This window comes from Massilia aurea, from assembly GCF_014200505.1.
Taxonomy (GTDB): Bacteria; Pseudomonadota; Gammaproteobacteria; order Burkholderiales; family Burkholderiaceae_D; genus Telluria; species Telluria aurea_B.
Genome location: NZ_JACHBX010000004.1, coordinates 574245 through 599014 on the forward strand (window position 1 = coordinate 574245; position 24770 = coordinate 599014).

The 24770-nt window shown below is 60.6% G+C and carries 15 protein-coding genes; 8 read left to right on the forward strand and 7 right to left on the reverse strand.

Annotation, left to right across the window (positions count from 1 at the left end):
* Positions 1-116: 116 nt before the first annotated feature.
* From dnaE to HD842_RS19630, 3 genes are all read left to right on the forward strand, one after another.
* Positions 117-3611, forward strand: a complete 3495-nt coding sequence (gene dnaE / locus HD842_RS19620) for a DNA polymerase III subunit alpha (RefSeq protein ID WP_183556422.1) — start codon at positions 117-119, stop codon at positions 3609-3611.
* Positions 3601-4668, forward strand: coding sequence for a glycosyltransferase family 9 protein (locus HD842_RS19625; RefSeq protein WP_221290729.1), 1068 nt, complete (start codon positions 3601-3603; stop codon positions 4666-4668). Before dnaE ends, HD842_RS19625 begins: the two co-directional genes overlap by 11 nt.
* 74 nt (positions 4669-4742) lie before the next feature.
* A complete protein-coding gene (locus HD842_RS19630; RefSeq protein ID WP_183556423.1) occupies positions 4743-6347 on the forward strand; it encodes an alkaline phosphatase D family protein in 1605 nt (534 codons plus the stop codon).
* A 12-nt stretch (positions 6348-6359) separates the two neighbouring features.
* Here HD842_RS19630 and HD842_RS19635 read toward each other — a convergent pair whose 3' ends face one another.
* The gene (locus HD842_RS19635; RefSeq protein ID WP_183556424.1) at positions 6360-7190 is read right to left on the reverse strand and encodes a glycosyltransferase family 2 protein; all 831 of its coding nucleotides are present in this window, start codon (positions 7188-7190) and stop codon (positions 6360-6362) included.
* 53 nt (positions 7191-7243) lie between these two features.
* Between HD842_RS19635 and HD842_RS19640 the strand changes: the two genes are divergently transcribed.
* Positions 7244-8557, forward strand: coding sequence for an O-antigen ligase family protein (locus HD842_RS19640; protein ID WP_183556425.1), 1314 nt, complete (start codon positions 7244-7246; stop codon positions 8555-8557).
* On the forward strand, positions 8547-10280 hold the full coding sequence (gene msbA, locus HD842_RS19645; RefSeq protein ID WP_370660860.1) for a lipid A export permease/ATP-binding protein MsbA: 1734 nt from the start codon (positions 8547-8549) through the stop codon (positions 10278-10280). The genes HD842_RS19640 and msbA overlap by 11 nt, the downstream gene beginning before the upstream one ends.
* Before the next feature lie 282 nt (positions 10281-10562).
* Here the strand turns inward: msbA and HD842_RS19650 are convergent, their stop codons facing one another.
* Positions 10563-12815 (reverse strand): family 1 glycosylhydrolase, encoded by a 2253-nt coding sequence (locus HD842_RS19650; protein WP_183556427.1) that lies wholly within the window; start codon positions 12813-12815, stop codon positions 10563-10565.
* Between the two features lie 196 nt (positions 12816-13011).
* Here HD842_RS19650 and HD842_RS19655 point away from each other — a divergent pair, with 196 nt between their 5' ends.
* Positions 13012-13248, forward strand: a complete 237-nt coding sequence (locus tag HD842_RS19655) for a hypothetical protein (protein ID WP_183556428.1) — start codon at positions 13012-13014, stop codon at positions 13246-13248.
* Here HD842_RS19655 and HD842_RS19660 read toward each other — a convergent pair.
* From HD842_RS19660 to HD842_RS19680, 5 genes are all read right to left on the reverse strand, one after another.
* Positions 13245-14192 carry a zinc ribbon domain-containing protein gene (locus HD842_RS19660; RefSeq protein WP_183556429.1) on the reverse strand — a complete coding sequence of 316 codons (948 nt, stop codon included), beginning with the start codon at positions 14190-14192 and terminating at the stop codon, positions 13245-13247. The two genes, HD842_RS19655 and HD842_RS19660, sit on opposite strands and share 4 nt — an antisense overlap.
* Positions 14193-14455: 263 nt before the next feature.
* Positions 14456-16867: a catalase gene (locus tag HD842_RS19665; RefSeq protein WP_183556430.1), complete on the reverse strand. Its 2412-nt coding sequence runs from the start codon at positions 16865-16867 to the stop codon at positions 14456-14458.
* Between the two features lie 235 nt (positions 16868-17102).
* Complete coding sequence (locus tag HD842_RS19670) at positions 17103-17996, reverse strand: sensor histidine kinase (protein ID WP_183556431.1); 894 nt, start codon at positions 17994-17996, stop codon at positions 17103-17105.
* A gap of 62 nt (positions 17997-18058) precedes the next feature.
* Entirely contained in the window at positions 18059-18241 is a 183-nt protein-coding gene (locus tag HD842_RS19675; protein ID WP_183556432.1) for a hypothetical protein, read from the reverse strand.
* Positions 18242-18268: 27 nt separating this feature from the next.
* Positions 18269-18799: an HD domain-containing protein gene (locus tag HD842_RS19680; protein ID WP_183556433.1), complete on the reverse strand. Its 531-nt coding sequence runs from the start codon at positions 18797-18799 to the stop codon at positions 18269-18271.
* A 456-nt stretch (positions 18800-19255) separates the two neighbouring features.
* On the opposite strand from HD842_RS19680, the gene HD842_RS19685 reads away from it, so the two are divergent.
* Together HD842_RS19685 and HD842_RS19690 are read left to right on the forward strand one after the other, a co-directional pair.
* Entirely contained in the window at positions 19256-22003 is a 2748-nt protein-coding gene (locus tag HD842_RS19685) for a hypothetical protein (protein ID WP_183556434.1), read from the forward strand.
* The gene (locus HD842_RS19690) at positions 21978-24527 is read left to right on the forward strand and encodes a hypothetical protein (protein WP_183556435.1); all 2550 of its coding nucleotides are present in this window, start codon (positions 21978-21980) and stop codon (positions 24525-24527) included. Before HD842_RS19685 ends, HD842_RS19690 begins: the two co-directional genes overlap by 26 nt.
* Positions 24528-24770: the final 243 nt, after the last annotated feature.

The window sequence follows — 24770 nt, forward strand, 5'->3', positions numbered from 1 at the left end:
ACCGCAGCCATGGAGCACTGCCTGCCGTTGGCGAGAACGCCACGCTGACCCGCCCCCTGGACCCGCAGACCTCGCCGGCCCCTCCGCGCGAAGCCCGGGCGCGGTAAAATGCGGGGATGACTTCCCCGACTTTTACCCATCTGCGCATCCACTCCGAATACTCCATCGTCGACGGCCTGGTCCGTATTGACGAGCTGGTCAAGGCGGCGGTCAAGGATGGGCAGCCGGCGCTCGCCGTGACCGACCTGGCCAATACGTTTTGCCTGGTGCGCTTCTACAAAGAGGCGCGCGGCAAGGGCGTCAAGCCGATCGTCGGGGTCGATGCCTGGATCACCAACGACGACAACCGCGACAAGCCGTACCGCCTGCTCATTTTGGCCAAGAACCATACCGGCTACCTGCAGCTGTGCGACCTGCTGGCGCGTGCCTGGCTCACCAACCAGCACAAGGGCCGCGCCGAACTGCGCGCCGAATGGCTCGAAGCGCTGGCCACGTCCACGTCAACCCTGCATCCCGAGCAGTCGCAGGCCAATGGCCTGATCGTGCTGTCGGGCGCGCATTTTGGCGACATTGGCCAGGCCATCGAGAACGGTGACATCGCCCGCGCTGAAGCCAACGCCGCGCGCTGGGCGCGCGTGTTCCCGGGCCATTTCTATATCGAGATCCAGCGCGCCGGCCAGCTCAATCAAGAGCAGCAGGTACGCCACTCGGTGGCGCTGGCCGGGCGCCTCGGCTTGCCGGTCGTGGCGACGCACCCGGTGCAGTTCCTCGACAAGGACGAATACATCGCCCACGAAGCGCGCGTCTGTATCGCCGAAGGCGAAATGCTGGCCAACGCCAAGCGCGTGCGCCGCTTCAACGAGAACATGTGCTTCAAGTCGCAGGCCGAGATGGCCGAGCTGTTCAGGGACCTGCCGGGCGCGTTGGCCAACTCCGTCGAGATCGCCAAGCGCTGCAACGTCACGCTCACGCTGGGCAAGCCGCAGCTGCCGAACTTCCCGACCCCGGGCATGACGATCGATGAATTCCTGATCGCCGAGACCAAAAAAGGCCTGGAAGACCGCCTGCTGCAGCTGTACCCGAACGAGGCGGAGCGCGAGCGCGAACGCCCGCGCTATGAGGCGCGCCTGGACTTCGAGAATCAAACGATCATCAACATGAAGTTCCCCGGCTACTTCCTGATCGTGGCCGAGTTCATCCAGTGGGGCAAGAACAACGACGTGCCGATCGGCCCGGGCCGCGGTTCGGGTGCGGGTTCGCTGGTGGCGTATGCGCTCAAGATCACCGACCTCGATCCGCTCAAGTACAACCTGCTGTTCGAGCGTTTCCTGAATCCCGAACGCGTCTCGATGCCCGACTTCGACATCGACTTTTGCCAGGAAAAGCGCGAGCTGGTGATCCAGCACGTGAAAGATCTGTACGGGCGCGATGCGGTCTCGCAGATCGCGACCTTCGGCACGATGGCGGCCAAGGGCGCGATCCGCGACGTCGGCCGCGTGCTCGATTTCGGCTACAACTTCTGCGACGGTATCTCCAAGCTGATTCCGTTCAAGCCGGGCAAGCAGGTGTCGATTGCCGAGGCGATCGAAGAAGAACCGATGCTCAAGGAGCGCCTCGAGAACGAAGAAGAGGTCAAGACGCTGCTCGAACTGGCGCAGAAGGTCGAAGGCATCACGCGCAATATCGGCATGCACGCCGGTGGCGTCTTGATCGCGCCGGGCAAGCTCACCGACTTCTGCCCGCTGTACACGCAGGGCGGCGATACCGGCGTGGTGTCGCAGTACGACAAGGACGACGTGGAGGCCGTGGGCCTGGTCAAGTTCGACTTTTTGGGCTTGACCACGCTGACGATCCTCGACCGGGCGGTCAAGTACATCAAGCAGCTCGACCCGGCCGAAAGCGAATTCGATCTCGCCAAGCTGGCGCTGGACGACCGCGCGTCGTACAAGCTGCTGTCCGACGCCAAGACCGTCGCGATCTTCCAGCTGGAATCGCGCGGCATGCAGGGCATGCTCAAGGATGCGCGGCCCGACCGCTTCGAGGACATCATTGCGCTGGTCGCGCTGTACCGGCCGGGCCCGATGGACCTGATCCCCGACTTCTGCAAACGCAAGCACGGCGAAAAGTTTGATTATCCCGATCCGCGCACCGAGTCGATCCTGTCCGAAACCTACGGTATCATGGTCTACCAGGAGCAGGTGATGCAGATGGCGCAGATCGTCGGCGGCTACTCGCTGGGCGGCGCCGACATGCTGCGCCGCGCGATGGGCAAGAAAAAAGCCGAAGAAATGGCCGAGCACCGCGAGATCTTCCGCGCCGGTGCGGCCAAGGACGGTCTCACCACGGCCAAGGCCGACGAGATCTTCGACTTGATGGAAAAGTTCGCGGGCTACGGCTTCAACAAGTCGCACGCCGCCGCCTACGCGCTGCTGTCGTACCACACGGCGTACCTGAAGGTGCACCACACCGCCGCGTTCATGGCAGCCAACATGTCGCTGGCGATGGAAGACACCGAGAAGATCAAGATCCTGGTGGAAGATTCAAAAGAGGTCTGCAAGCTCACGATCCTGCCGCCGGACGTCAATGAATCGCAGTTCCGCTTCACGCCGGAAGGCGAAGCGCGCTCGAAAACGGGCAAGCCGGTCACGAATATCCGCTACGGCCTGGGCGGCGTGAAGGGCGCGGGGCAGGGCGCGATCGAAGCGATCATCGCCGCGCGCACCGCGGGCGGCAAGTTCAAGGACCTGTTCGACTTCTGCAACCGGGTCGACCGCAAGCAGATCAACCGCCGCACGATCGAATCGCTGATCCGCGCCGGCGCGATGGATGCATTCGGGGTTGACCGCTCGGTGCTACTGGCGTCGGTGTCGTTCGCGATGGAAGCAGCCGGCCAGGCCGCGGCCGCCATCAACCAGGTCAGCCTGTTCGGTGGCGACGATGCCGACCTGGTCGCGCCGCCCGAGTACGTGAAGGCGTTGCCGTGGACCGACCGCCAGAAGCTGTCCGAAGAAAAAATCGCGCTGGGCTACTACCTGTCGGGCCATATGTTCGATTCGTACGCGCAAGAGGTGCGCCGCTTTGCCAAGACGCGCATGAAAGACCTGGAGCCGTCGCGCGACCCGCGCATGATGTGCGGCGTGATCTCGGGCATCCGCACGCAGATGACGCAGCGCGGCAAGATCCTGATCGTGGCGCTGGACGACAAGACCGCCGTGCATGAGGTGACGGTCTACAGCGAGGCGTTCGAGGCCAACAAGAACGCGTTCAAGGAAGACGAATTTTTGCTCGTGGTGGGCAAGGTGTCCGAGGACCGCTTCAACGGCGGCCTGCGCATCACGGCCGAGAAGGTGTACGACCTGGCCACGGCGCGCATCCAGTATGGCCACAAGCTCGAGATGGACCTGGATAAATCGGTCAGCGCGGCCCGCCTGGCCGAGATCCTGCAGCCGCACCGGGTGCATGACGGGATGCCGGTGAGCCTGCGGCTGCAGACGCAGGATATTCCGTTCACCGTGCAACTGGGCGACGACTGGCGTGTGGCGCCATCCGATACGCTCAAGGCGGCGCTGGAGCTGTCGCTGGGTGCGAAGGACGTCGCCGTTGAGTACTAGCGCGCGTCCGACCGACGGCAGGTCGGCCTTTGGCCGCATCCTGATCTGCCGCACCGACAATATCGGCGACGTCGTCCTGACGCTGCCGCTGGCGGGCTACCTCAAGCAGCGCTTTCCGCAGGCGCGAATCGACCTGCTGTGCCGTGCCTACGTGGCGCCGGCCATGCGCCACAGCCGCCATCTCGACCGCGTGATCACGCTCGAAGCGTCGGACGACCTGGCCCGCCTGTTTGCCGAGGGCGATTACGATACCGTGATCTTTGCCTTTCCCGACCGGCGCCTGGCGAGCGCCGCGCTGGCAGCGCGCGTGCCCAACCGGGTGGGCACCAGCCACCGCGTGTATCACTGGTTCACCTGCAACCGCCTGGCGCGCTTCAGCCGCGCGAAGTCCGACCTGCACGAGGCGCAGCTGAACTTTCTGCTGCTGCGCCCCCTGGGCATCGATCATGTGCCGACGCTGGCCGAGATCCCGCAGTTGTACGGGCTGGCCGCGCCGCAGCGCGCCGCCGTCGACGCCTTGCTGGCGCCGGGGCGGCGGCACGTCATCCTGCATCCCAAATCGAATGGCAGCGCCCGCGAATGGCCGCTGGCCCATTTCACTGCGCTGGCGCGCGATCTCGGGAGCGACCCGGGGAGCGATCCGGCCATGCGCCTGTTCGTCACGGGCAGTGCGGCCGAGGGCGTGCTGCTGGCCGCGCAGGCGCCGGCCTTGCTGGCGCTGCCGAACGTGGAGAATCTGTGCGGCCGGCTCGACCTCGATGAACTCCTGGCGCTGATCGGCGCCTGCGATGGCCTGGTGGCGTGCAGTACCGGCCCGATGCACCTGTCGGCAGCGCTGGGGCGGCCAACGCTGGGACTGTTCCCGCCGATCAAGCCGATGGATCCGGGCCGCTGGGCGCCGCTGGGCGCGCTGGCCGAGGTGGCGGTGGCCCGCCAGCCGTGCGCCGGCTGCACGGACTCGGCGACCTGCTCCTGCATGCAATCGATCACGCCGCAGGACGTGGCCGCGCGCGTTCGCGCCTGGGACGGGGCGGGGGCGCAGCGCGGGGTGGCCTAGTTTTCATTTGACGATTCATCGCCACGTCATATTCAAAAAATAAGCTTGCCTGCTCTTACATGAACGGAGCAGGCATGACTTCATCGCATTCACGTCGCACTTTCCTGGCCCAGGGTGGGGCATTGGTGGGCAGTTCGGCATTGGGTGGCTCCCTGTTGCTCGGGGGCTGCGGTGGCAGCAGCCATGCGGCCATCGGCGTCAGTGACAACGAACGGCCGAAGATGCCGTCGGGGATCCAGTTCGGCGACATTACCGATCAACGGGCGATCATCTGGAGCCGCAGCGACCGCATTGCGCAGATGATCGTCGAATACGATACCAGCGAGCGTTTCAGCAATGCCAGCCGCATCGTCGGCCCCACGGCCAGCGACGCGACCGATTTCACGAGCCGTATCGACCTGAGTGGCCTGCCCGCTGGCCAGACGGTCTTCGTGCGCGTGCGCTACGTCGATCCCAATAATGCAAAGATCGAGAGCGAAACCATCTCGGGCCAATTCAGGACCACGCCGGCTGCGGACAGCACCCGGGCCGTGCGGTTTCACTGGAGCGGCGACCAGTGTGGCCAGGGCTGGGGCATCAATACCGATTTTGGCGGCATGAAAATCTATGAAGCGATGCGCTTGCGCGACCCCGACTTTTTCATCCACAACGGCGACACGATTTATGCCGATGGGCCGATCCTGGCCCAGGTGACGGCGGAAAACGGCCAGGTCTGGCGCAATGTGGTCACCGAAGAAGTCAGCAAGGTCGCCGAAACACTGAAGGAATACCGCGGCCGCCATGCCTACAATATGCTGGATGCGAATTTTCGCAAGTTTGCCGCCCAGGTGCCGCAGATCTGGCAGTGGGACGATCACGAAGTCACGAACAACTACAGCGCTGCCAAGGATCTGTCGGGCGACGCACGCTATACCGAAAAAAGCATTGCCACCCTCACGGCCCGGGGCCGCCGCGCCTTCCTCGAATATGCGCCGATGCGCTATTACAAGCAGAGCGAACCGCAGCGCATTTATCGCACCATCTCGCACGGCCCGCTGCTGGACGTGTTCGTGCTGGACATGCGTACGTATCGCGGTCCGAACAGTGCCAATCTGCAAACCGGGGAAGACGCGAATTCGGCGTTTCTGGGGCGTGAACAGGTGGAATGGCTGATCGCCGGGCTGAAAGCCTCGAGCGCGACCTGGAAAGTCATTTCCGCCGACATGCCCATCGGCCTGAACGTTGGCGACGGCAAGAACGCCCGCGGTGAAGACGTGTGGGAAGCCATCGCCAACGGCAACGATGGTGTGCCGCTCGGCCGTGAACTCGAAATGGCCCGCCTGCTCAGCAGTATCAAGGCGATCCCGAACGTGGTCTGGATTACCACCGACGTCCACTACTGCGCGGCCCACTATTACGATCCGGCCCAGGCCCGGTTCACGAATTTTTCGCCATTCTGGGAATTCGTTGCCGGTCCGATGAATGCCGGCGCCTTCGGTCCGGGTGTGCTGGACAAGACCTTCGGCCCCACGGCGGTGTTCTCGAAAAGTCCGGTGATCCAGAATTCTTCGCCGTTTTCTGGCTACCAGTTTTTTGGGGAGGTCAATATCGACCCGCGCACCAAGGCGATGAAGGTCGAGCTGTTCAATCTGGACGGCGTCTCGCAGTTTGCGCAGACGTTGCCGGCCGTGGGCGTCTGAGGCCTGGCCAGGTCAGCTCGCGGCAGCGTGTTCACGCAGCCCGACGCTGGCCTGCGTGGTGCCGTTGGCGGCGCGCTCGAGCACGGTGCGCCGGTTGCTCGATGCCTGATCGCGCTCGGCTTCGGCGTGCCACAGATGCAGCACTTCGGTTGCCATCGCGCCATCCTTGCGCAGCACGCCGGCATGGAACAGGCGCACCACGAGGTCCGAATCTTCGTGGCCCCAGCCGGTAAAACTCTCGTCGAAGCCATTGACTGCCATTAGATCGGCCTTCCATACGCCCAGGTTGCAGCTCTTGATGCGGCGCCAGCTGAACTTGCGGCGCACGCGGCCGACGTCGGGCCAGCGCACGACCGTCTGCAGGAACTTGTTCATTTCGCCGGCCAGCCGCAGGCGCAGGCGCTGGGCGATGCTCAACCCGGCCACGTCGATGCCATCGCGCAGCGCGCGTTCGGTCAGCGCCTGGCCAAGCAGGATGCGGCTGCCCGACACGAGGAATCCCTGCTGGGCCAGCGCGCGGTGACGCGAGATGAAGTCGCGCTGCGGCACGCAGTCGCCGTCGAGGAAGATGATATAGTCGCCCGTTGCCGCCAGCGTGCCGCGGTTGCGGGCCATGGCGGCGCGAAAGCCGTCGTCCGGTTGCCACACATAGTTGACGGGCACCGGGGCGCCTGCCGCCAGGCGCGTGACGCAGTCCCGCGTGTTGGCAGTCGAGCCGTCATCAGCGATAATGATTTCAAAATTCTTGTCGTCCTGCAAGAAACAGGCGGCCAACACCGCGGCCAGTGCGTCTGGCCGGTTGTACGTGGTGATCACGACCGACAATGTCTGTGTTTGCTGCATGGTGTCCGATACAAATGCTCTCTAGGCCGCAAGAATAGCCCACAAGAACAAGAATGAACAATACGTCGATCAAGGCCCGGGAGCCGCTGCAGTTATTGGTTGGCTTCCAGATGTTCCTGTTTCCCCTGATTAGTCTGACCACGCCGTCCGGTATCGGTTTTTCCAGCATCCTGTTTTTGCTCACCGCACTGTTCGTGCCGCGCAAGGCCTGGGCTGCGACCGCGCCGTACTGGAAAGAGATCCGCTGGGTACTTGCCGTCTTCGTGTTCCAGTTTGCGCTGGCCGTGGCCGCCGTGGTGCTGCGCCCCGAGGCGCACCTGGATTCGCTCGACAAGCCGTCACGCCTGCTGTTAGCCATGAGCGCCATGGCGCTGGTCGTGCTGGCCAGGCCGCGCGCCGCGATGCTGTGGTGGGGCGTGGTGGCCGGCGCGATCGCGGCGCTGCCATTCGTTGCCTGGCAGCGCATCGCCATGGGCATCGAGCGCCCAGGCGGCTTTCTCAATGCGATCACGTTTGGCGACCTGGCGCTGTGCCTGGGCCTGGTTGCCCTGGCGGCGGCCATCGATTATCGGCATCACGCCGGCAAGGCGGCGCTGGCGGGCCTGGGCGCGCTGGCGGGCCTGGCCGCCTGTCTGCTCACCGGCACCCGCGGCAGCTGGATTGCGCTGGCGCTGGCCGCCGTGCTGTTTCTCAGTTACGCGCAGCTGCTGCGCAGCCGCAAGCTGCGCCTGCTGCTGGCCGGCAGCTTCGCGCTGGTCGCTGCCGCATTCTTCGTGCCGGCCACCGGCATGCAGGAGCGCGCGCTGCAGGGCATGAATGATGTCCAGACCTGGGTCGATGGCGGCAATGTACATACCAATGTCGGTACCCGGCTCGAGTTGTGGAAGGGCGCGGCAATCCTGATCGAGCAGCGGCCGCTGTTTGGCCTGGACCGCAACACGCTGCGCACCGAGATTCGCCACATGGTCGAGCAGGGCACGCTCGATCCGTCGATTCTATCCCTTGAACACCTCCATAATGACGGGTTGCAGGCGCTGGCCACGGGCGGCATCTTCGGGCTGCTGGCCTGGGCCGGCATCCTGATCGCACCGTTCGTGTTCTTCGCGCGCCAGCTCGGCAGCGGCGCTCAGGCCCATGCGCAGGCACGCGGCGTCGGACTGCCGCAGTTCGCGCCGGCGCTGGCAGGCATGCTGGTGGTGCTGAGCTATTTCAGCTTCGGCCTGACCGAGGTGATTTTCTGGTCGCTCAAGGGCAGCATGTTCTATGCGCTGATGGTGTTCCTGCTGATGGGACTGTGCCTGGTCGCGAAAACGCGCCAGGCGCATGCCGCAACGCTTGAAAAGAAAGTTGAACAACGTGGAAACTAAGGTCATCGTGCGGCGCCTGCTGGCGCTCGTCAAACCGTACAAATCGCGCGCGGCGCTGGCGCTGCTGTCGATGGCGATTACCGCCGCGACGCAACCGCTGCTGGCCAAGGCGATGCAGCTGCTGTTCGATCGCGGCTTCGAAGAGCGCGTCTCGTTCAGCCTGTGGCTGATTCCTGCCGTGCTGGTATCGATCTTCGTACTGCGCGGGATCGGCACCTTCGGCACCGCCTACTTCAACAACTGGGTGCTCTCGCGCGTGCTCAACGACATGCGCGCGATGGCCTTCGAGCGCGTGCTGCGCCTGCCGGTCGCGCGCTACCAGGACGAGAGCACCGGCAAGATCATCAACACGGTCGTCAACGACGTGCGCCAGGTGGTCGACATGATCCAGTCGGTATTCGTCGCCTGCGTGCGCGACGTGCTGGTCGTGATTGGCCTGCTTGGCAGCCTGCTGTACCTGAACTGGAAGCTCACGCTGATCGCCATCGTCGTGATCCCGCTGACGGCCGTCATCGTGCGCACGACCACCAAGCGCCTGCGCAACCTGAATCGCGAAAGCCAGCGCGTGACTGCCGAAATGACCGGTGTAGTCGAGGAAGCCGCGCGCGGCCACCAGGTGATCCGCGTGTTCGCCGGCGAAGCCTACGAGCGCCGCCGCTTCCATCAGCGCAGTGTCGCGCTGCGCGGTTTTTCGCAGCGCATGACGGTGGCCTTTGCCGCCACCACGCCGGTGACCCAGATCGCGACCTCGCTGGCGCTGTCGCTGGTGGTCGTGCTGGCGATGCAGGCCGACATGACGGTCGGCGAATTCACCCAGTTCGTCACCATGATGCTGATGCTGCTCACGCCGCTCAAGTCGCTGGCCGAAGTGAATGGCCCGATGCAGCGCGGGATGTCGGCTGCCGAGACGGTGTTCGGCATCATCGACGCCGAGCCGGAAGTCGATACCGGCAGCCGTGAACTTGGGCGCGCCAACGGCCACCTGGTGTTCGAACGGGTTGCGTTCCAGTATCCGAATGCGGCCGGTCCGGCGCTCGACGATGTCTCGCTCGAGGTGTTGCCGGGGCAGACGGTGGCGCTGGTGGGGGTCTCGGGTGGCGGCAAGTCGACCTTCGTGAACCTGGTCACGCGTTTTTATGATCCGCAGGGTGGCCGCGTGCTGCTCGACGGCGTGCCGTACACCGACATCAAGCTCGCGTCACTGCGCAGCCAGCTGGCGATGGTGAGCCAGAACGTCGTGCTGTTCGACGACACACTGGCGGCCAACATCGCCTACGGGGCCGAGCACATCGACCACGAGCGCCTGGCCGGCGCGATCCGCGCGGCGCACCTGACGGACGTCGTGGCGCGTCTGCCGGACGGCATCGACACGCGCATCGGCGAAAACGGTTCGCGCCTGTCGGGCGGCCAGCGCCAGCGCGTGGCGATCGCGCGTGCGATCTACAAGGATGCGCCGCTGCTGATCCTGGATGAGGCGACGTCGGCGCTGGATAACGAGAGCGAACGCGCGGTGCAGTCAGCGCTCGACACGCTGATGGCCGGGCGCACGACGATCGTGATCGCGCACCGCCTGTCGACGATCGAGCGGGCCGACCGCATCGTGGTGATGGAAGCAGGGCGCATCGTGGAGCAGGGCACGCACGACGAACTGCTGGCCATGAAGGGCATGTACGCGAATCTGTACTATCTGCAGTTCACGGCCGAGAAGAAACAGACAGTCTAGCCTGCTGCGCCGTCCGTGCGGCGAGTTCCCCGTAGCGTGGACGGCTACGCCGTCCACGCGGTGATGGTTGGCAACTAGATCATCCGGCACGAAAGCGGCACCGGTAACGATCGCCGCGTGGACGGGAGACCCGTCCACCCTACGCCTGCACAAACACGTCGTTCCCGCGAAGGCGGGAACCCAAGGCATTGACGCTCGCACGACGTTTCGGTGCCAGTGGCAGCGCGTGACACTTGGGTACCCGCCTCCGCGGGTACGACGGTTCTCCAACAACGACGGCCATCAGCGCGCGTAATGCGCCGCTTCTCCCGCCTGCCGAATGCCGGCGCCGCCGGCAGCTTCCTGCACCGCATGCGCATAGCGCTGCAATGCATCGTCCAGCGACGGCAGCAGCAGCGCGCGTTCGCTGCCCAGTGCACTGAATGCCGGCCGCTGCGCCGGATAATCCACTGCATCGGCTGCGACCTCCTGCAAGCCATCGGCTGACATGCCCGCTGCCGCACAGGCACGCCGCGCCAGCTCGGCCCAGCTCACGGCGTCGCCGTTAGTCAGGTGCCAGATGCCGCGCTCGCGGTCGATCATGAGGTCGAGCGCGACCTTCACCAGATCCGGCACATAGGTTGGCGAGACGATCATGTCGCCCGCCGCCTGGAACGGCTCGCCATTGGCCAGCGCGCCCAGCGCCTGGGTCACGAAGTTGTGCCGGTCCCATGGCCCGAAGAACGCACTGGTACGGATCACGAGCGCCTGCGGATCGGCGTCCAGCACGCGCGTTTCGGCATCCAGCTTGCTGCGCCCATAGACGCCCAGCGGATTGGTCGCATCGGATTCGACATACGGCGCGCCCTTGGCGCCATCGAACACCAGGTCGCTCGAGAACGTCATGAAGCGCAGCGCGTGGCGCATGCAGGCCAGCGCCAGCACGGTCGGGCCCAGCGTGTTTTCGCGCATGCAGCGCTCGCTGTCGGTTTCGGCCTCGTCAACGCGCACGAAGCCGCCCGCATTGATGATCGCCCACGGCTTGAAACGCACGATCGCCGCGTCGACCGAGGCCGGGTCGGTGATGTCCATCTCTTGCCGCGTGAGTGCGTGGCAGGCCAGGTTGCGCGCTTCGCAGATGCGCTTGAATGCGGCGCCAAGGGTGCCGCTCGCGCCCGTGATCAGGATCGGCTGCACGGGCACCGACTTGAACTGGCTGCGCACGGCGATGTCGGCCACTGCCGTGCGGGTGGCCACGGGTTTGCACCAGAAGCGGCCCGGCCGGCGCCACCAGCCTTCGCCCTGCAGGACGGGATTGGACAGCGCGCGCTTGCTGGCCAGTTCGCGCATCAGGGTTGCCAGTGCGGTAGGGCGGGGCGTGGGCGAGCGTACGTCGAACGGCCCCGGCTCGTAGTAGCCGTGGCAGGCCGTTACCAGGCTGTTCCAGTCGAACGAGCCCAGCAGCGCCCAGACCGTGACCGCGCGGATGTCGGCGCCCTGCTGGCGCGCCTTGAGGGCGGCGTTCCAGATCTCGACGAGCCAGCGCAACTGGTCTTCGCGGTTGGCGTCGATGTGCGCTTCGGTGATCGCGATCGGCACGCCGTAGCGTTCCCAGGTTTCCATCAGCAACGGGGCGATGCCGGGCGTGGGCGTGGCCAGCGCGCGCGGCGCCTCGATGTCGGCGTGCGCCACGCCCCGGTACACGTGGCGGTGGCTCTCGGGATAGCGTTCGGGGCGATGGTCGAGCCAGCGCTCGCTGGTGACGTAATAATTCACGCCGATCACGTCGGGCGGGCACGGGTTGTCGCGGAACCAGCGCAGCTCGTCGGCCGTGGCGCCTGATTCAAGCAGGTAGTCCCACAGCTTGTGATGGGTGTCGACCATCCCGCACAGCAGGTCCCAGGCCAGCCAGCGGCGCTCGTTGAAGTAGTTCGCGATGTCCTGCATCTCGGGCGTGCCGTAAGTCTTGGACAGATCGTCGGTCTGGACCAGTTTGGCGTTTGGGTTGACGGCGCGGATCGCGCGCATCGACAGCACCGTCGCGCGGCACTGGATCAGCAGGGCGCGGATGAACGTGGCTTCGTCGCCACCATGCGGGTACCAGACACCGGCCAGCCCCGAGAAGCGTGCGGTGGTGCAGATTTCGTTGACGGGCGTGTAGTGCTCGACCCATGGATAGCGGGCGGCCACGGCGCCGGCGTATTCAGCCAGCTGGTCAGGGAAGGCGGGATCAACGAGGCTCGTGTGACGGGGGCCGCTACCGTGGTGGATCAGCCCGACAATCGGGTTGACCCCGAGGTCGCGCAGCGCCGGCAAGCGCTCGTCGGCCCATGACCAGTCGGCCTTGTCGATGCCATCGGGCGCCGTGCGCTCCCACAGCACCGGGTAGCGGATCGCCTGGATGCCGAGCGATGCAAAGCGTTCAATATCTTGCAGGCGGCCAGCATGGCCGTTGCGGTCCATCTGGCTGAAGTAGTCGTCGCGTACGCGGTTAACCGTGCATTCGAGCCCGCCCCACAGGGCGAGGTCGGGCTGGGAATCGGTGCGAAGAGTCATGAAGGCTTACCTGCGTAGTGAACATGACAACAGACTAACGGTCACCGGGCAGTCACTATGTTAAGTGGTTCACATAGTGGGCGTTTTTCGGACCAGTCCTACCTCCTGGCGGCGGTTTTTTGGGTAGCCTGGCACTTCTGCAGAGCAGATCTATTCAAGCGACAATGTGCTTCTTCACAACGCAGGGGTAAATCCAATGTACATGGTCTACTGGACAGTGGTGGACGGCGCGGCCACGCACGCGCATGCGCAGGGCTTCGACACGGCCGAGATGGTGCCGGCCATGGGGTTCATGGAGGCGCTGCGCAAGCGCCAGCGCGATGGCGAAGGCATCCGCTTCATCACCATGTGCTCGGAGCATCCGGACGTCGTGGGTCATCCCGGCGTGGACGTCACGGGCGCCGATTACAACTGGAAGAAACGGCGCAGTTAGCGCGATGGATCGTTCATGCCGGTCAGGCTCACGACCTGGCCGTCGGCGCGCACGACACCGTTCTCGAACACGATGGTCGACGCGCGGTTCACGTCCGGCAGCTTGATGGTGATGGTGTCGCCACGCTGCGCGATGCTGCCTTGCGGCGCGCAGGTGCCGAACAGCGGCGTGGGCGTGACGCCGGATGCGTCGGCGAGCAAAAAGTAGAACAGCGTCTCGCAACTGTTACCGCGTCCGCCGCTGCTGGCGATCAGGATGGCTTCCTTGCCACCGGAAAGCTTGAAGCTGCGCAGCGGGAACTGCCAGCGCGCATCTTCGCCCGTGAACAGGGCCTGGCCATCGAGCAGCATGCCGGCACCAGCGGCGCCGGTCTTGCGTTCCAGCAGCCCGGCCACGGTGCGCAGCGACGTCGGCAGGTTGTCGGCATTGCTGTCGATGCTACTTCCGCCGGCGAGCGGCGCGGCATCTGCGGCCTGGTTGGCAGCGCGCTGCACGGCGCGCTCGCGTGTCGTGTAGTCCTGATATGCAGGGGCGGCGATGGCCGCGAGGATACCGAGGATCGCTGCGACCACCGTGATGCCGACACCCCATTGCGACCACTTCCGCTGGACGCGGTTGAAGTGCTCGAGGCTGTCCCACTGCTTGTTTTTCCAGGCCATTTCGCGGCCCTTGAAGCCCAGCCAGAACGCCATGATCCAGCCTACGTAGGGCACCAGCGCCAGCAGGCCGATCCAGGAGCGGTTGCCGATGGCCCAGATCCAGTTCAGGAAAAATGCGCCCCAGCTCCAGCCTTTCACGCCATCGGGAATATCACCGCTGAGGCCGTGAGGAGATGGTTTGTCGAGGTTGACTGCCGGGGCTGCGAGGACGGCCGCCGCCTTGCCGCAGACCGCGCACGCAGTAGCATCCGGTGCCATTGGGGCGCCGCAATGAGAACAGAACATGGAAGACTTTCTTGAAAGTGGGGGCGTAACGCTGCGCCCGGTAGTGCCGCAGGACGATTATAGCGATCGTGGCCCTGCGCAAGTCTCACCCAATTCCACGCATTAACATTGATGGCTGTTATGCAGTCACTTGCTGTGATAGTGCAGCGAGCAAAAAAAAAAGACACCAGCCGGTGTCTTTTTCCTACTTCTTACTAAACTTCTTGCCTGCCCCGCCTGCCGGCAATCACACGAGTGATCGCTGACAGGCGGGCTGGACTGACTTACACCGATGGTGGATCGGTTTCGCGCGCAAACACACGGAAGCCGGCCAGTGCCGCCTTGAACGCTGCCACGGCCGCATCGGCATTGGCGGCATCACCCATGATCAGGCCCGGGTCATCTGAACCGTCTGGCAGCGTGGTCGGGATCATGGCCTTGGTCAGCAGGTCTGAACCGGCGCCGAACACGAGGATCGGCTTACCGTGACGATACTGCTCGCGCAGGAATTCCAGCACCTGTGCGTTCTTGGCCAGGGTTGCAACAGCCTGGTCGCCATCTGGCACGATCACGGCGTCATACATGACCGATGGACCGGCTTCGACCGAGATCTCGACGTCGATCGGGTCGCCGTCAAGCGCCTTGACTTTGCCCAGCATGTTACCGACCATGCGTGGCACGGCGCCATCCTTGAGCAGGCTGCCATACTGGCCCTTGACTGCCTTGTCATCGACGCCCGACGCGATCAGCACAGCGACGCGGCGGCCCTTGATGCCGGTGACACCTGGACGGCTCATCAGCGACAGCGCTGGTGAAGGCGGATAGGTTGGAATCGGTGCATCGGTTGCCAGTGGCAGCGGTGCAGGCACATCCATGCCCAGACCTTCAGCCACGCGGGACACCAGCACGTCATCGACGTTGGCCAGCAGCGCCAGCACACGCTCGCGCACGGCCGGCGTCTGCACGCGGGTCAGCTCGAAACGGAATGCATTGACGATGTGGTTCTGCTCTGGCGTGCTCTGGCTCTGCCAGAACAGGCGTGCCTGCGAATAGTGGTCAGCAAACAGTTCAGGATTGCCGCGCACTTTGTCCGCTGCAATCGTCTCCGGGAAGCTGGTGAAGCCTGCAGGACCAGCCTGGTATGGCACACCGCCGCCCAGCGAGTTCGGTTCGTAGTTCACGCGGCCGCGGTTGATGGCCTGGCGATGGAAACCGTCGCGCTGGTTGTTCTGGATCTGGACGATCGGCGAGTTGATCGGGATCTCGTGGAAGTTCGGGCCGCCCAGACGGGTCAGCTGGGTATCCTGGTACGAGAAGTTACGGCCTTGCAGCAGCGGATCGTTCGAGAAGTCGATACCTGGCACGACGTGCGACGTGCAGAATGCGACTTGCTCGGTTTCGGCAAAGAAGTTGTCCGGGTTGCGGTCCAGCACCATCTTGCCGACCGGGGTCAGTGGCACCAGTTCTTCCGGGATCAGCTTGGTCGAATCGAGCACGTCGAACGGGAAGCTGGCAGCCTGTTCTTCGGTGAAGATCTGCAGGCCCAGTTCCCATTCAGGGAAGTTACCGGCTTCGATGGCTTCCCACAGGTCACGGCGGTGGAAGTCGGAATCGGCGCCCGAGATACGGACAGCTTCATCCCACACCAGCGAGTGCGTACCCTGCATTGGCGTCCAGTGGAATTTCACGAAGCGTGCTTCGCCCTGTGCATTGATCAGGCGGAACGTGTGCACGCCGAAGCCTTGCATCGTGCGGTAGCTGCGCGGGATGGCGCGGTCCGACATCGTCCACATCAGCATGTGCGCGATTTCCGGCGACAGCGAAGCAAAGTCCCAGAACGTGTCGTGGGCAGTGGCCGCCTGCGGCATCGCGTGGTGTGGTTCCGGCTTGGCTGCGTGCACCAGGTCAGGGAACTTCATGGCGTCCTGGATGAAGAACACTGGCATGTTGTTACCCACCAGATCCCAGTTGCCTTCTTCGGTATAGAACTTGACGGCGAAGCCGCGCACGTCGCGTGCGGTGTCGGTCGAACCACGTTCGCCGGCCACGGTCGAGAAGCGCAGGAACACTGGCGTGCGCTTGCCCTTCTTGGCGAATGGGATGGCGCGGGTCAGCGCGCTGAAGTTGTCGTAGGACTCGAAATAACCGTGGGCAGCCGAGCCGCGTGCGTGCACGACGCGCTCAGGGATGCGCTCATGGTCGAAATGGCTGATCTTTTCGCGCAGGACGAAGTCTTCGAGCAGGGTCGGGCCACGCAGGCCGGCCTTCAGCGAATGCTGGTTGTCCGAAACCGGCACGCCCTGGTTGGTCGTCAGGTGACGGTCGGCCGGGTCGACGCGCACGCGGTCGAGTGGATCGACGGTGGCGTTTTCGCCTTTTGGCGGGTTGCCATCGCCTACCTTGTCATTGGCGATGATTTCGGTCGTCGTGCTGCCAGTAGCGGCGTGGGTTGACGGCTTGAAGGTTTCGCCGACTGCTGGCGTGCGCGATGCGTCGCCGTACTCGCTGGCCTTGTTGGCATTGAATGGACGTGCCGCTGCGAGCTCTTGCTCAGCAGGGATTTTATCGAGCAGACGATCCGCGATCGGGTTGCTGACGCCAAGGCTCTGTGGCGGCTTGGCATCGGATGGACCGGCTACCGTGCTCAGGACCGATCCGGCGCCATCGAATGAGCTGGGGTGCTTTGATGTTGGCATGCTGTTCCTTGTTTGTTGTAGAGATAATTAAACTCCCAATAACATAGCCCAGCACGTTAGGCCTCCACTGTGAGTTCACACACACACAGGAGGATCAGTATTTAATTATTCCTATGATATCGATCAGTTTTTTCAATCGCTGACTTGCTCCAAAATAAACAAGATAGTCATGCGGCATTGATCTAGAGGGAAGGAGGGTGCGGCTTCGCAACAAGGGTGTCAGCAGGCCACTATGTCAGCCGATAGCGCGCCTCGAACCTACTTGCTGCGCCATCAATGGCAGGCGCACGACGATGTGTGCACCTTGCGTGTGGGCACCGTTGACGACCAGCGTGCCGCCATGTGCCGCGACTTGTTCCTGCTGCGTCGCCAGGCCAAAGCTGCCGGACTTGCGTGGCGCCTGCGGGTTGAACCCGACGCCGTTGTCGCTGATGCTCAGTTCGAGCATGCCGTCCACGCTGACCAAGTGCAGTTCGACGCGGTTGGCAAGCGAATGGCGACACACATTGTCGAGCGACTCGCGCAGCACGCGGTGTAAGCTCATCAGGATGGCGTCGTCGATCTGCAGATCGTCGAGACGCCCATCAGCCTGTACGTCGCAGGCAATACCACTCGCACGCGTGAACTTGTGCGCCTCGATCTCCAGCGTGGCCACGACGCCCAGCTCAAGGCCAGCAGGCCGTAGTTCGCTCAGCAGGTGCTTGACGGTGCGCAGCGTTTCATCGACATTGCCCAGCGCCGCGCTCACCCAGTCGTGCAGACGGCCACGTTGGTCGTCCGTTTGCTGGTGCAAGGTGACGATGTCGAGCCGCAAGGCCAGCAGGTTCTGGCCAAGGCAATCGTGGATCTCGCGCGAGATCCGCTTGCGCTCTGCTTCACTGCTGGCGCGCTGGTGGGCCAGTAACGCATGCAGTTGCTGTTCGGATGCACGTAACGATGCTTCGGAATGCTGGCAGGCGATGATCTTTTCGACCAGTGCCTGGTTGACGAGCATTTGCCCTTCGGTCAGCTGTCGCATGGATGCTTCGAGTCCGTCATCGGCAACCACATCGGCATAGCGCGACGGCGCCAAGGCATCGCGCAGTTGGTCCGGTGCTTTGCTGTGACGATTGCGGAGTCGGGTTCGCATGGCAATCACCTGTGGTTCACGCGCCAAAAAGGGATAAGTTTCCTGCTGCCTGTTGTGAGACGCTAAGTATTTTGCTGACGCAAGTCAAGCGGAACCGATGGGAACGCACGCAAAATCACGCGCGCATGTTGGCTGCGTGTTTGTTTGTGGGTGGCAGCAACGGCGCACCATGCAGCTTGGATTGATTGGTTCTCAATAGGTTTGCAGGCGCGTTCGTCAAGCAGGCTGCAATCGATCTGGATCAATCTTGCTGCTTGTTGACGGATCGTTGTTCAGAGCGACGAAATCGCCTTGGCCAGATTGGCTCTGGCGCGCTGCTCAAGGCGCTGCGCGATGGCGGGCGTCGTGTAAATCTGTTCGCGGTCGAGAAAGCCCTGCAGCACGGCGCGGCGCTTGACCGCGTAGACCTCTGGTGGCACCCACGCGTATTCGTCGCTGATCTGGCGCGTGTACTCGGCAAAGCGCGCAGCGGGTGCGCCCAGGATGGCCAGATCAATGTCGACCAGCAAAGCCTGGTCCGGCGAGGCGGGCAGGGCAGTGTGGCAGGTGGCCATGATCAGGTCATGCACGCGCTGGCAGCGGGCCGCATCGACGCCGCCAGCCTTTATTGCGTCAATGGCCCAGTGCGCCGAGCGTGCTTCGTTATCGTGGCCCTGCACGTCGTAGATAGCGTCGTGGAACCACAGGGCCAGCTCGATGTCGGCAGGCTGCTCGGCGTGCGCGCGCAGCGTGTCGAACAGTGACAGGCATTCGGTGAGGTGTTGCTGGGTGTGGTGGTGGCGCTGGGCTGCCGCTCTGTCCACGCGCGCGGCGATTGCTCGAACAAGTCGGTGGACGGTGCAAGGTTAAGAGGCGCTTAGGTTGCGGACCATCTTGCAAGCGCGCAGTCAGCTCGGGAAGCCAATATACGATTTGTTTGTTGAACACCGATCTTTGCAAACCAATATTGGATTGATGAAGCTGGAGTGTCTGGGAGATAACGATAGCCCCTAATACTTGCGGGAAGTATGCGCCAATATACGGGAGATAGCAATAAATCGAAATTGTATTTTTATGGCAGCCAACTATGGAGAAGCCTATTGTCTATAGTTGATTATGCAGATTTTTAGTGACTATTCTGCCCAAAACCTCCGCACATTTGTCATCTGCCGATAAAAATTGTAGTGGCTTGCTACCCATATGGTCTGAGTTTGATTAAAATGAGGCAACAGGCGCCCCTAATTCCAGCGTGGCGCAGACTAACTTGGCAAATGGCATACATGATGAACGCATGGCGAGAAACCTTATTGCTAAACCTGGACCGTACCGGCAGTGCGACACGTCTCCCGTTCGACGAAAATTGGCAACACGAAGCTTTTCGCTTCGTGAAAAATGAGCTAAATGCTGCAATCGCGCAGGCGGAAGTGTACGCTCATAGTTGGTCGAATTCCCACACTACTGGGCAAGACCACAATCAGATTGAGCGATCGTACAATGCGATCTTCATCAATGGATCGCGGGGCGCTGGAAAAACCGCATTCATGATTAATATTGAAATGATGTGGAGAGCAAAGTTTAAAGAGTCTAAACTGTGTTTTTTACCCTTGATAGATCCGACACTGATACGAGACGAAGAGGGGTTCGATAGTTACTTGGTGGCGCAAGTCCATTATGCTGTACGCAGTTATCACGCCGCACGTCAACAGAGTCGCCCCAGTGAAATCTACCTAAGAGCACTAGAGAGTCTCGGCGAATCGCTTGCGCCGACCGACGGCAAGACAATGGGCATCGGCATCGATCGTATTTTGTCGTATCAGGTCGCACAGACATGGGAATGGCGCTTTCACAATTTTCTATACCAAGCAACACTTGAGTTAAACGTGACGGCGTTTGTCTTCCGTATCGACGATATCGATATGTCCCTCGGGCGCGCACACGGGCTTCTGGAGACATTGCGTCGATGGCTGGCGTGCCCGTTTTCAGTGCCTTTAGTTTCGGGTGACATCAATCTTTACCGACAATTAGCTCAGCAGTACTTCAACGAGCACAGCAAGCACGGGATCGACAGCTCATATCAAGAAAAGCTGGCAGAGAACTACCTCGAAAAACTTTTCCCAACAAACCTGAGGACCCAGTTTACTTCGCTTTCGCTTTTGCAGCCACGATTGGAAATCGTTCAGCAAAACTTCAGCATGGGTGAAGGGATACCATTAGACATTTATCTCGGATGGATGGCTGAACTTGTCTATCCTTTTACTAACGGTGAAGAGGGCAGTAAGCCATCATTGTTACCAGATACCGCACGAACGCTCGTTCAATTGGTCAAGATGCCGGCCCGATATCTTGCGCAAGAGCCCGACGCTTGGCGCGCGCTGGCTAACGTTAGGACTTCTCCAACTGAGATCCACTATTACGAGATAGCGCACTGCGCGAAAGATTTTGTTGAAACAGACGACGGGATGTTTCATGCCGCTCTGCGTGATGGATGGATGAAGTATTGCGAGGCGCATCGGAATTGGGTCGGTTGGCGGGTGACAGAGAGCGAGGTTATGTTAGCAGGCTTCGTTATCAACTCTCAAGAGAACGATATGCGGCCGCTGCGCCGCCCTCTGCGTGAGCTGCCGATATTTAATGTAGGGAGCCAATTTTCCATTCCCGCCGAGGACGAACATTACGATTTCAGCGCAGAGTGCATGCGTCAACTGCATTTGCTGGAAAGGGGACGTGCTTCCGCCTATATCGAAAGCCAGAAAAGTCTGCTTGCTAAAGAGTTGCGTACTAACATACCTTACCCAGCGCTGGAATACTTTGTCTATATGCAGTTCGTATCCCAGGCGACGGTTGAGCAGACTTTGACGAATATCAAAGCTCAATCGCAAGGACAGAATAATTCTTTCCGCAAAGCAGTACTTCTGCTTAATCTATATACGACACATGAATTTTATGGCCGCTCCGGCACGGCAACTCGTCAACTCTTTTTCGGAAAAGCATTCGAGTTGTTATTGGACAGTATACTGCAAGATTATATTTCAACAAACACTAGGCAAGTAGCTAGCCATGTCAGAAGAATTTTAACCACTGCACCTTTTCATTCGACTTACAGCGTGTTTCCTACAAAGTCCGTTGACAATGACGACAGTACGCAAGGAAGTATGGCTCCAATATCCCAAGACGACGCTGCGCCCACAGATGCTAATCCTCGGGCAGGTTTAGACTTGGCAACAAATGAGCTGCACGGTGTACAGAACTGGTTGCGTTCTGATATTAAAAGATGGCAAATTGAGCATGCCGAGATACTGGGGCGAATAAGGAAGCGAGGTGCGTTGCATCTTCTGTATTGCGTTTTCAATAAAACTTTTAATCAGCTAAATGCTTTGAAAGCCGGCTCTGGCTTGATAAGTGAAGCAAGTGCCGCAAATACGTTAAGCCATGCGGCAAGGCGCTTTCAAATGATCGTCATCAACGCGGTGGCGAGCTTTGTGAAGCCAAACCATTTGCTGGTAGTGCAAAGAAACGTTGCGTCGGGTGCGCACATCGATCTCAATCCCGAAAAATGGGATTCCGACCGTTCATGGCATATCAACGTGCGTAGTCTTGAAAAGAACAGACTGCGAGACGAGGCAATGCAACTGGTGAAGGCGCTGCAGGCTCACCCAATATTTCAGCTTGTGGAAATAGATGGCGATGGGTTGTTCCCACTCGGCCCGCGAAAGAAAAACGCTACCGAAACGAATGGAGTGAGCGAGCATGCGAGGGAGCAGCCGGACAACAGTATTTCTCCCAATTTGGAAAACCCAGTTGCGTCTTATCTTCGCGACAGCTTATTAACTACGCGTACCCGTAGGCCTGGTATCGTAAGGCTGATGAAAGCCTTATTGGCTATTCCGAGGTGGGAGGTGCATGCGTTGCAGATAGCCCATTCTCATCGTGCCGAACTCGAGCTACTTCGTTACAAGGCAGATAAATATGAAGTTCCGGGTTCTAGTACGCTCGGCAAAATAATTGCACGAGCATTTGCTCAGAACTGAGCCGATGCTACGGGTACCTCTTGATCTATTAGCCGCCGTCAGCCTGCTTCGGTCCGATCGCTGGCTAGTGCATTGCATCGAAGCGTTGAGGCGCAATGCCTCTGACGGAATCTGCGCGCTTGCTGTGCGCGATGCTGCGATAGGCGACTATACCCACCATAACCAACGTCACGAGGACACTCAGAATGCCTTAGATCTGCATTGGCAGCCTGACGATCATGGCTTTTACCGCTTGCATTTTTTGCGCGTGTTGGCTGACGAATGGCTTGTAAACGACGGTAAAGATATATTCCAAGTCCCCGACGACAGACTGGCAGATTATGCCGGCATGATGTCGATGCTTGATCCTGCCTTATTGGCTGCAACGATGATGGCGAACAGCCTATATATCAAGGAAAAAGCATGGGTAGATGTCGAGCGCTGGACGGAACGCCAGTGTCCGCATGCGTTGCCGTTTGATCCAGATACGCCGTATGCGGACAACCATGTGCACATGGCAGGAGTCTGCGCCGCGCATTATGGGTTGTGCAACTTGGCGCTACTCGATAATGTTCCGAATTCCGTCAATCTGAAGGGAAAATGGCCTCTGGTGCCAGAATTCACTCAGATGCGTTCGGAACGGATCAGCACCCACCAGTTATGCGCATTGCTTCCATTTTTGGTCAACGAATGGATGCGCGAAGTGTTCGGGGTAACCGACCGCGATATCAGTGATAGGGTACAGTTGATGCGCTTGCTATCCGTATCACCTGAATCACCTGAATCACTGCCAGGTAGAGAGCCGGACATACCTTGGCAGCTTTTGGCGAACCGTTGCATTAATTTGAATGGTTATATCTGCGCGCATGAACCAGTCACGGATGTGCAGCGACTTGTTCGGCGTGCAGCTGAGCTCCGCCGTGAACACGACGGCGGCGACGTCAGTGGAAGCTGGTTTATGCTTTTGACTGCATTAATGCTTGACGAACAAAGCTTCGACACTAGCATGCCTAACAACGCTTCGCGCGCGTGGCTGCGTCTTGCAATTATCCATACCGTACATTGCCTGCGCGCTTATGCGGTCATGCGGGGTATTGGACTCAGTGAATTTGTCCAGTTCAACAATTCTGATGTGAGAAAATTTCGGGGCTCTATTGCAAAGAATTTGATTCAGCCTAGCTTAATTCGTCCAAATCGCTATGTTTCTCTGAAAGCAAGCAATCAATTCTTGGAAAAGCGGCCGCTTGAGAGGCTAGCCGCCGAGCTAGGAAATGCTGAGAGCGCCGATCGATTCCAGTTTGTCTACCATTTCAGCCGTAGTTTAGAGCCGAATACCGAAGCGCTGAATAAAACTGCCAACGCCTTCACAGAACATTATCAACGGGCGCGCCGCCGTGACAGGGAATTAGGTAGCAAGGTAGTAAGCGGTGCGCATCCGGGAAGCCTTCTCAGGGGACTCGATGTGGCAGGTAACGAAAACACGGCCCCGATTGAGTTGTTCGCTCCGGTTCTTCGCAAAATTCGCACGGAATGCCGTAAAAGCTCGATGCTTGGTGCGGCGGCACCGGTCCTTTACTTAAGTATCCATGCTGGCGAGGATTTTTCCCATGTCTTAACAGGTCTGCGGCGGATCGACGAAACCGTGCGGTTTTGTGCAATGGAAAAAGGTGACCGTCTGGGGCATGCGTTAGCGCTCGGTATAGATCCATTTTTGTATGCGCAGCGCCAGCAGTTGGCGTTCATGCCCTTAGACGAGCATCTCGACAACTTAGTATGGTTGCATCATTACTTAAAGCTTATTAACCTCCCTAGCTTCGCGCAATGCATCTCAGGCCTCGAGACGAATATTGAAAGGTATAGCCGCTATCTTTACACTGCGGCGCATAATACAGCGGACTTGTTCGAAGCATGGCGATTGCGGGAATACGAAAGGCATGAGGACATCGATAGCCAGCCGGGTATCGCCGTCCATGCTAGTCGCACCCAAAAAGAAATCTGGCGAGCCTATAGGGACTTGTACGGCACAAATCGTGCGCGAAAATTGACGCTTCGAGAACGGCCTGATAGCGTTACAGCAATCCTTCGTTTCACGCCGCACGATCCCGGCTTCGGCACTTTGGTCCAAATGAGAAAGGGAAAGGTGGAGGAGACGGTTGGCATCTTGCAACTTGATGCCATCGAGGCGGTTCAGGACTATCTAATGACGCTTTATGCGAGCGCCGACTACGACCTTTACTTGGAGGCATGCCCTTCATCCAATATTTACATTGGCAGGTTTGAAGAATTTCACGAGCATCCCTTATATCGTTGGCTACCGCTTGATTTCGCTAAACTACCAAACAGATTCGGCTTGCGCACGGGCAACGTCAAGGTATGTATTGGTACCGACGACCCCGGAATTTTTCCAACAACCATCGAAAATGAGCATCGTGTATTAAAGGATGCCGCTATGCGCTACCACCGAGCCTGTGCTGCTACTGCCCAAGGATGGATCGAATCGATTAGGCACTCTGGCATCGCGCAGTTCAATAGGCATCGTGGTTGAGAGCGTTCGCCTGCTTGGTCTCACGCTTTGCTCGTTAAATTGCTAAGACTGTAGACCACTGTTTTATTGCCGCACTCTCTGGAGATCCTGAACTTATGGACCATTGCACCTGCATCCATTCTCAGTCTCTTAAGGTTGTGATATGGAATGGGGCAAGGTTGTCAGGCTCTAGAAGGAACTAGATGTGGGCTGCAAACAAAAGCGCTAGGTCAAAGCGCCGAATTCGCGCCTTGGATGCATATT

Coding starts and splice junctions, on each gene's coding strand:
- HD842_RS19685 (WP_183556434.1), top strand. CDS start 19,256: ATGATGAACGCATGGCGAGAAACCTTATTGCTAAACCTGGACCGTACC.
- HD842_RS19635 (WP_183556424.1), bottom strand. CDS start 7,190: ATGCAGCAAACACAGACATTGTCGGTCGTGATCACCACGTACAACCGG.
- HD842_RS19665 (WP_183556430.1), bottom strand. CDS start 16,867: ATGCCAACATCAAAGCACCCCAGCTCATTCGATGGCGCCGGATCGGTC.
- HD842_RS19655 (WP_183556428.1), top strand. CDS start 13,012: ATGTACATGGTCTACTGGACAGTGGTGGACGGCGCGGCCACGCACGCG.
- HD842_RS19660 (WP_183556429.1), bottom strand. CDS start 14,192: ATGTTCTGTTCTCATTGCGGCGCCCCAATGGCACCGGATGCTACTGCG.
- HD842_RS19640 (WP_183556425.1), top strand. CDS start 7,244: ATGAACAATACGTCGATCAAGGCCCGGGAGCCGCTGCAGTTATTGGTT.
- dnaE (WP_183556422.1), top strand. CDS start 117: ATGACTTCCCCGACTTTTACCCATCTGCGCATCCACTCCGAATACTCC.
- HD842_RS19630 (WP_183556423.1), top strand. CDS start 4,743: ATGACTTCATCGCATTCACGTCGCACTTTCCTGGCCCAGGGTGGGGCA.
- HD842_RS19670 (WP_183556431.1), bottom strand. CDS start 17,996: ATGCGAACCCGACTCCGCAATCGTCACAGCAAAGCACCGGACCAACTG.
- HD842_RS19650 (WP_183556427.1), bottom strand. CDS start 12,815: ATGACTCTTCGCACCGATTCCCAGCCCGACCTCGCCCTGTGGGGCGGG.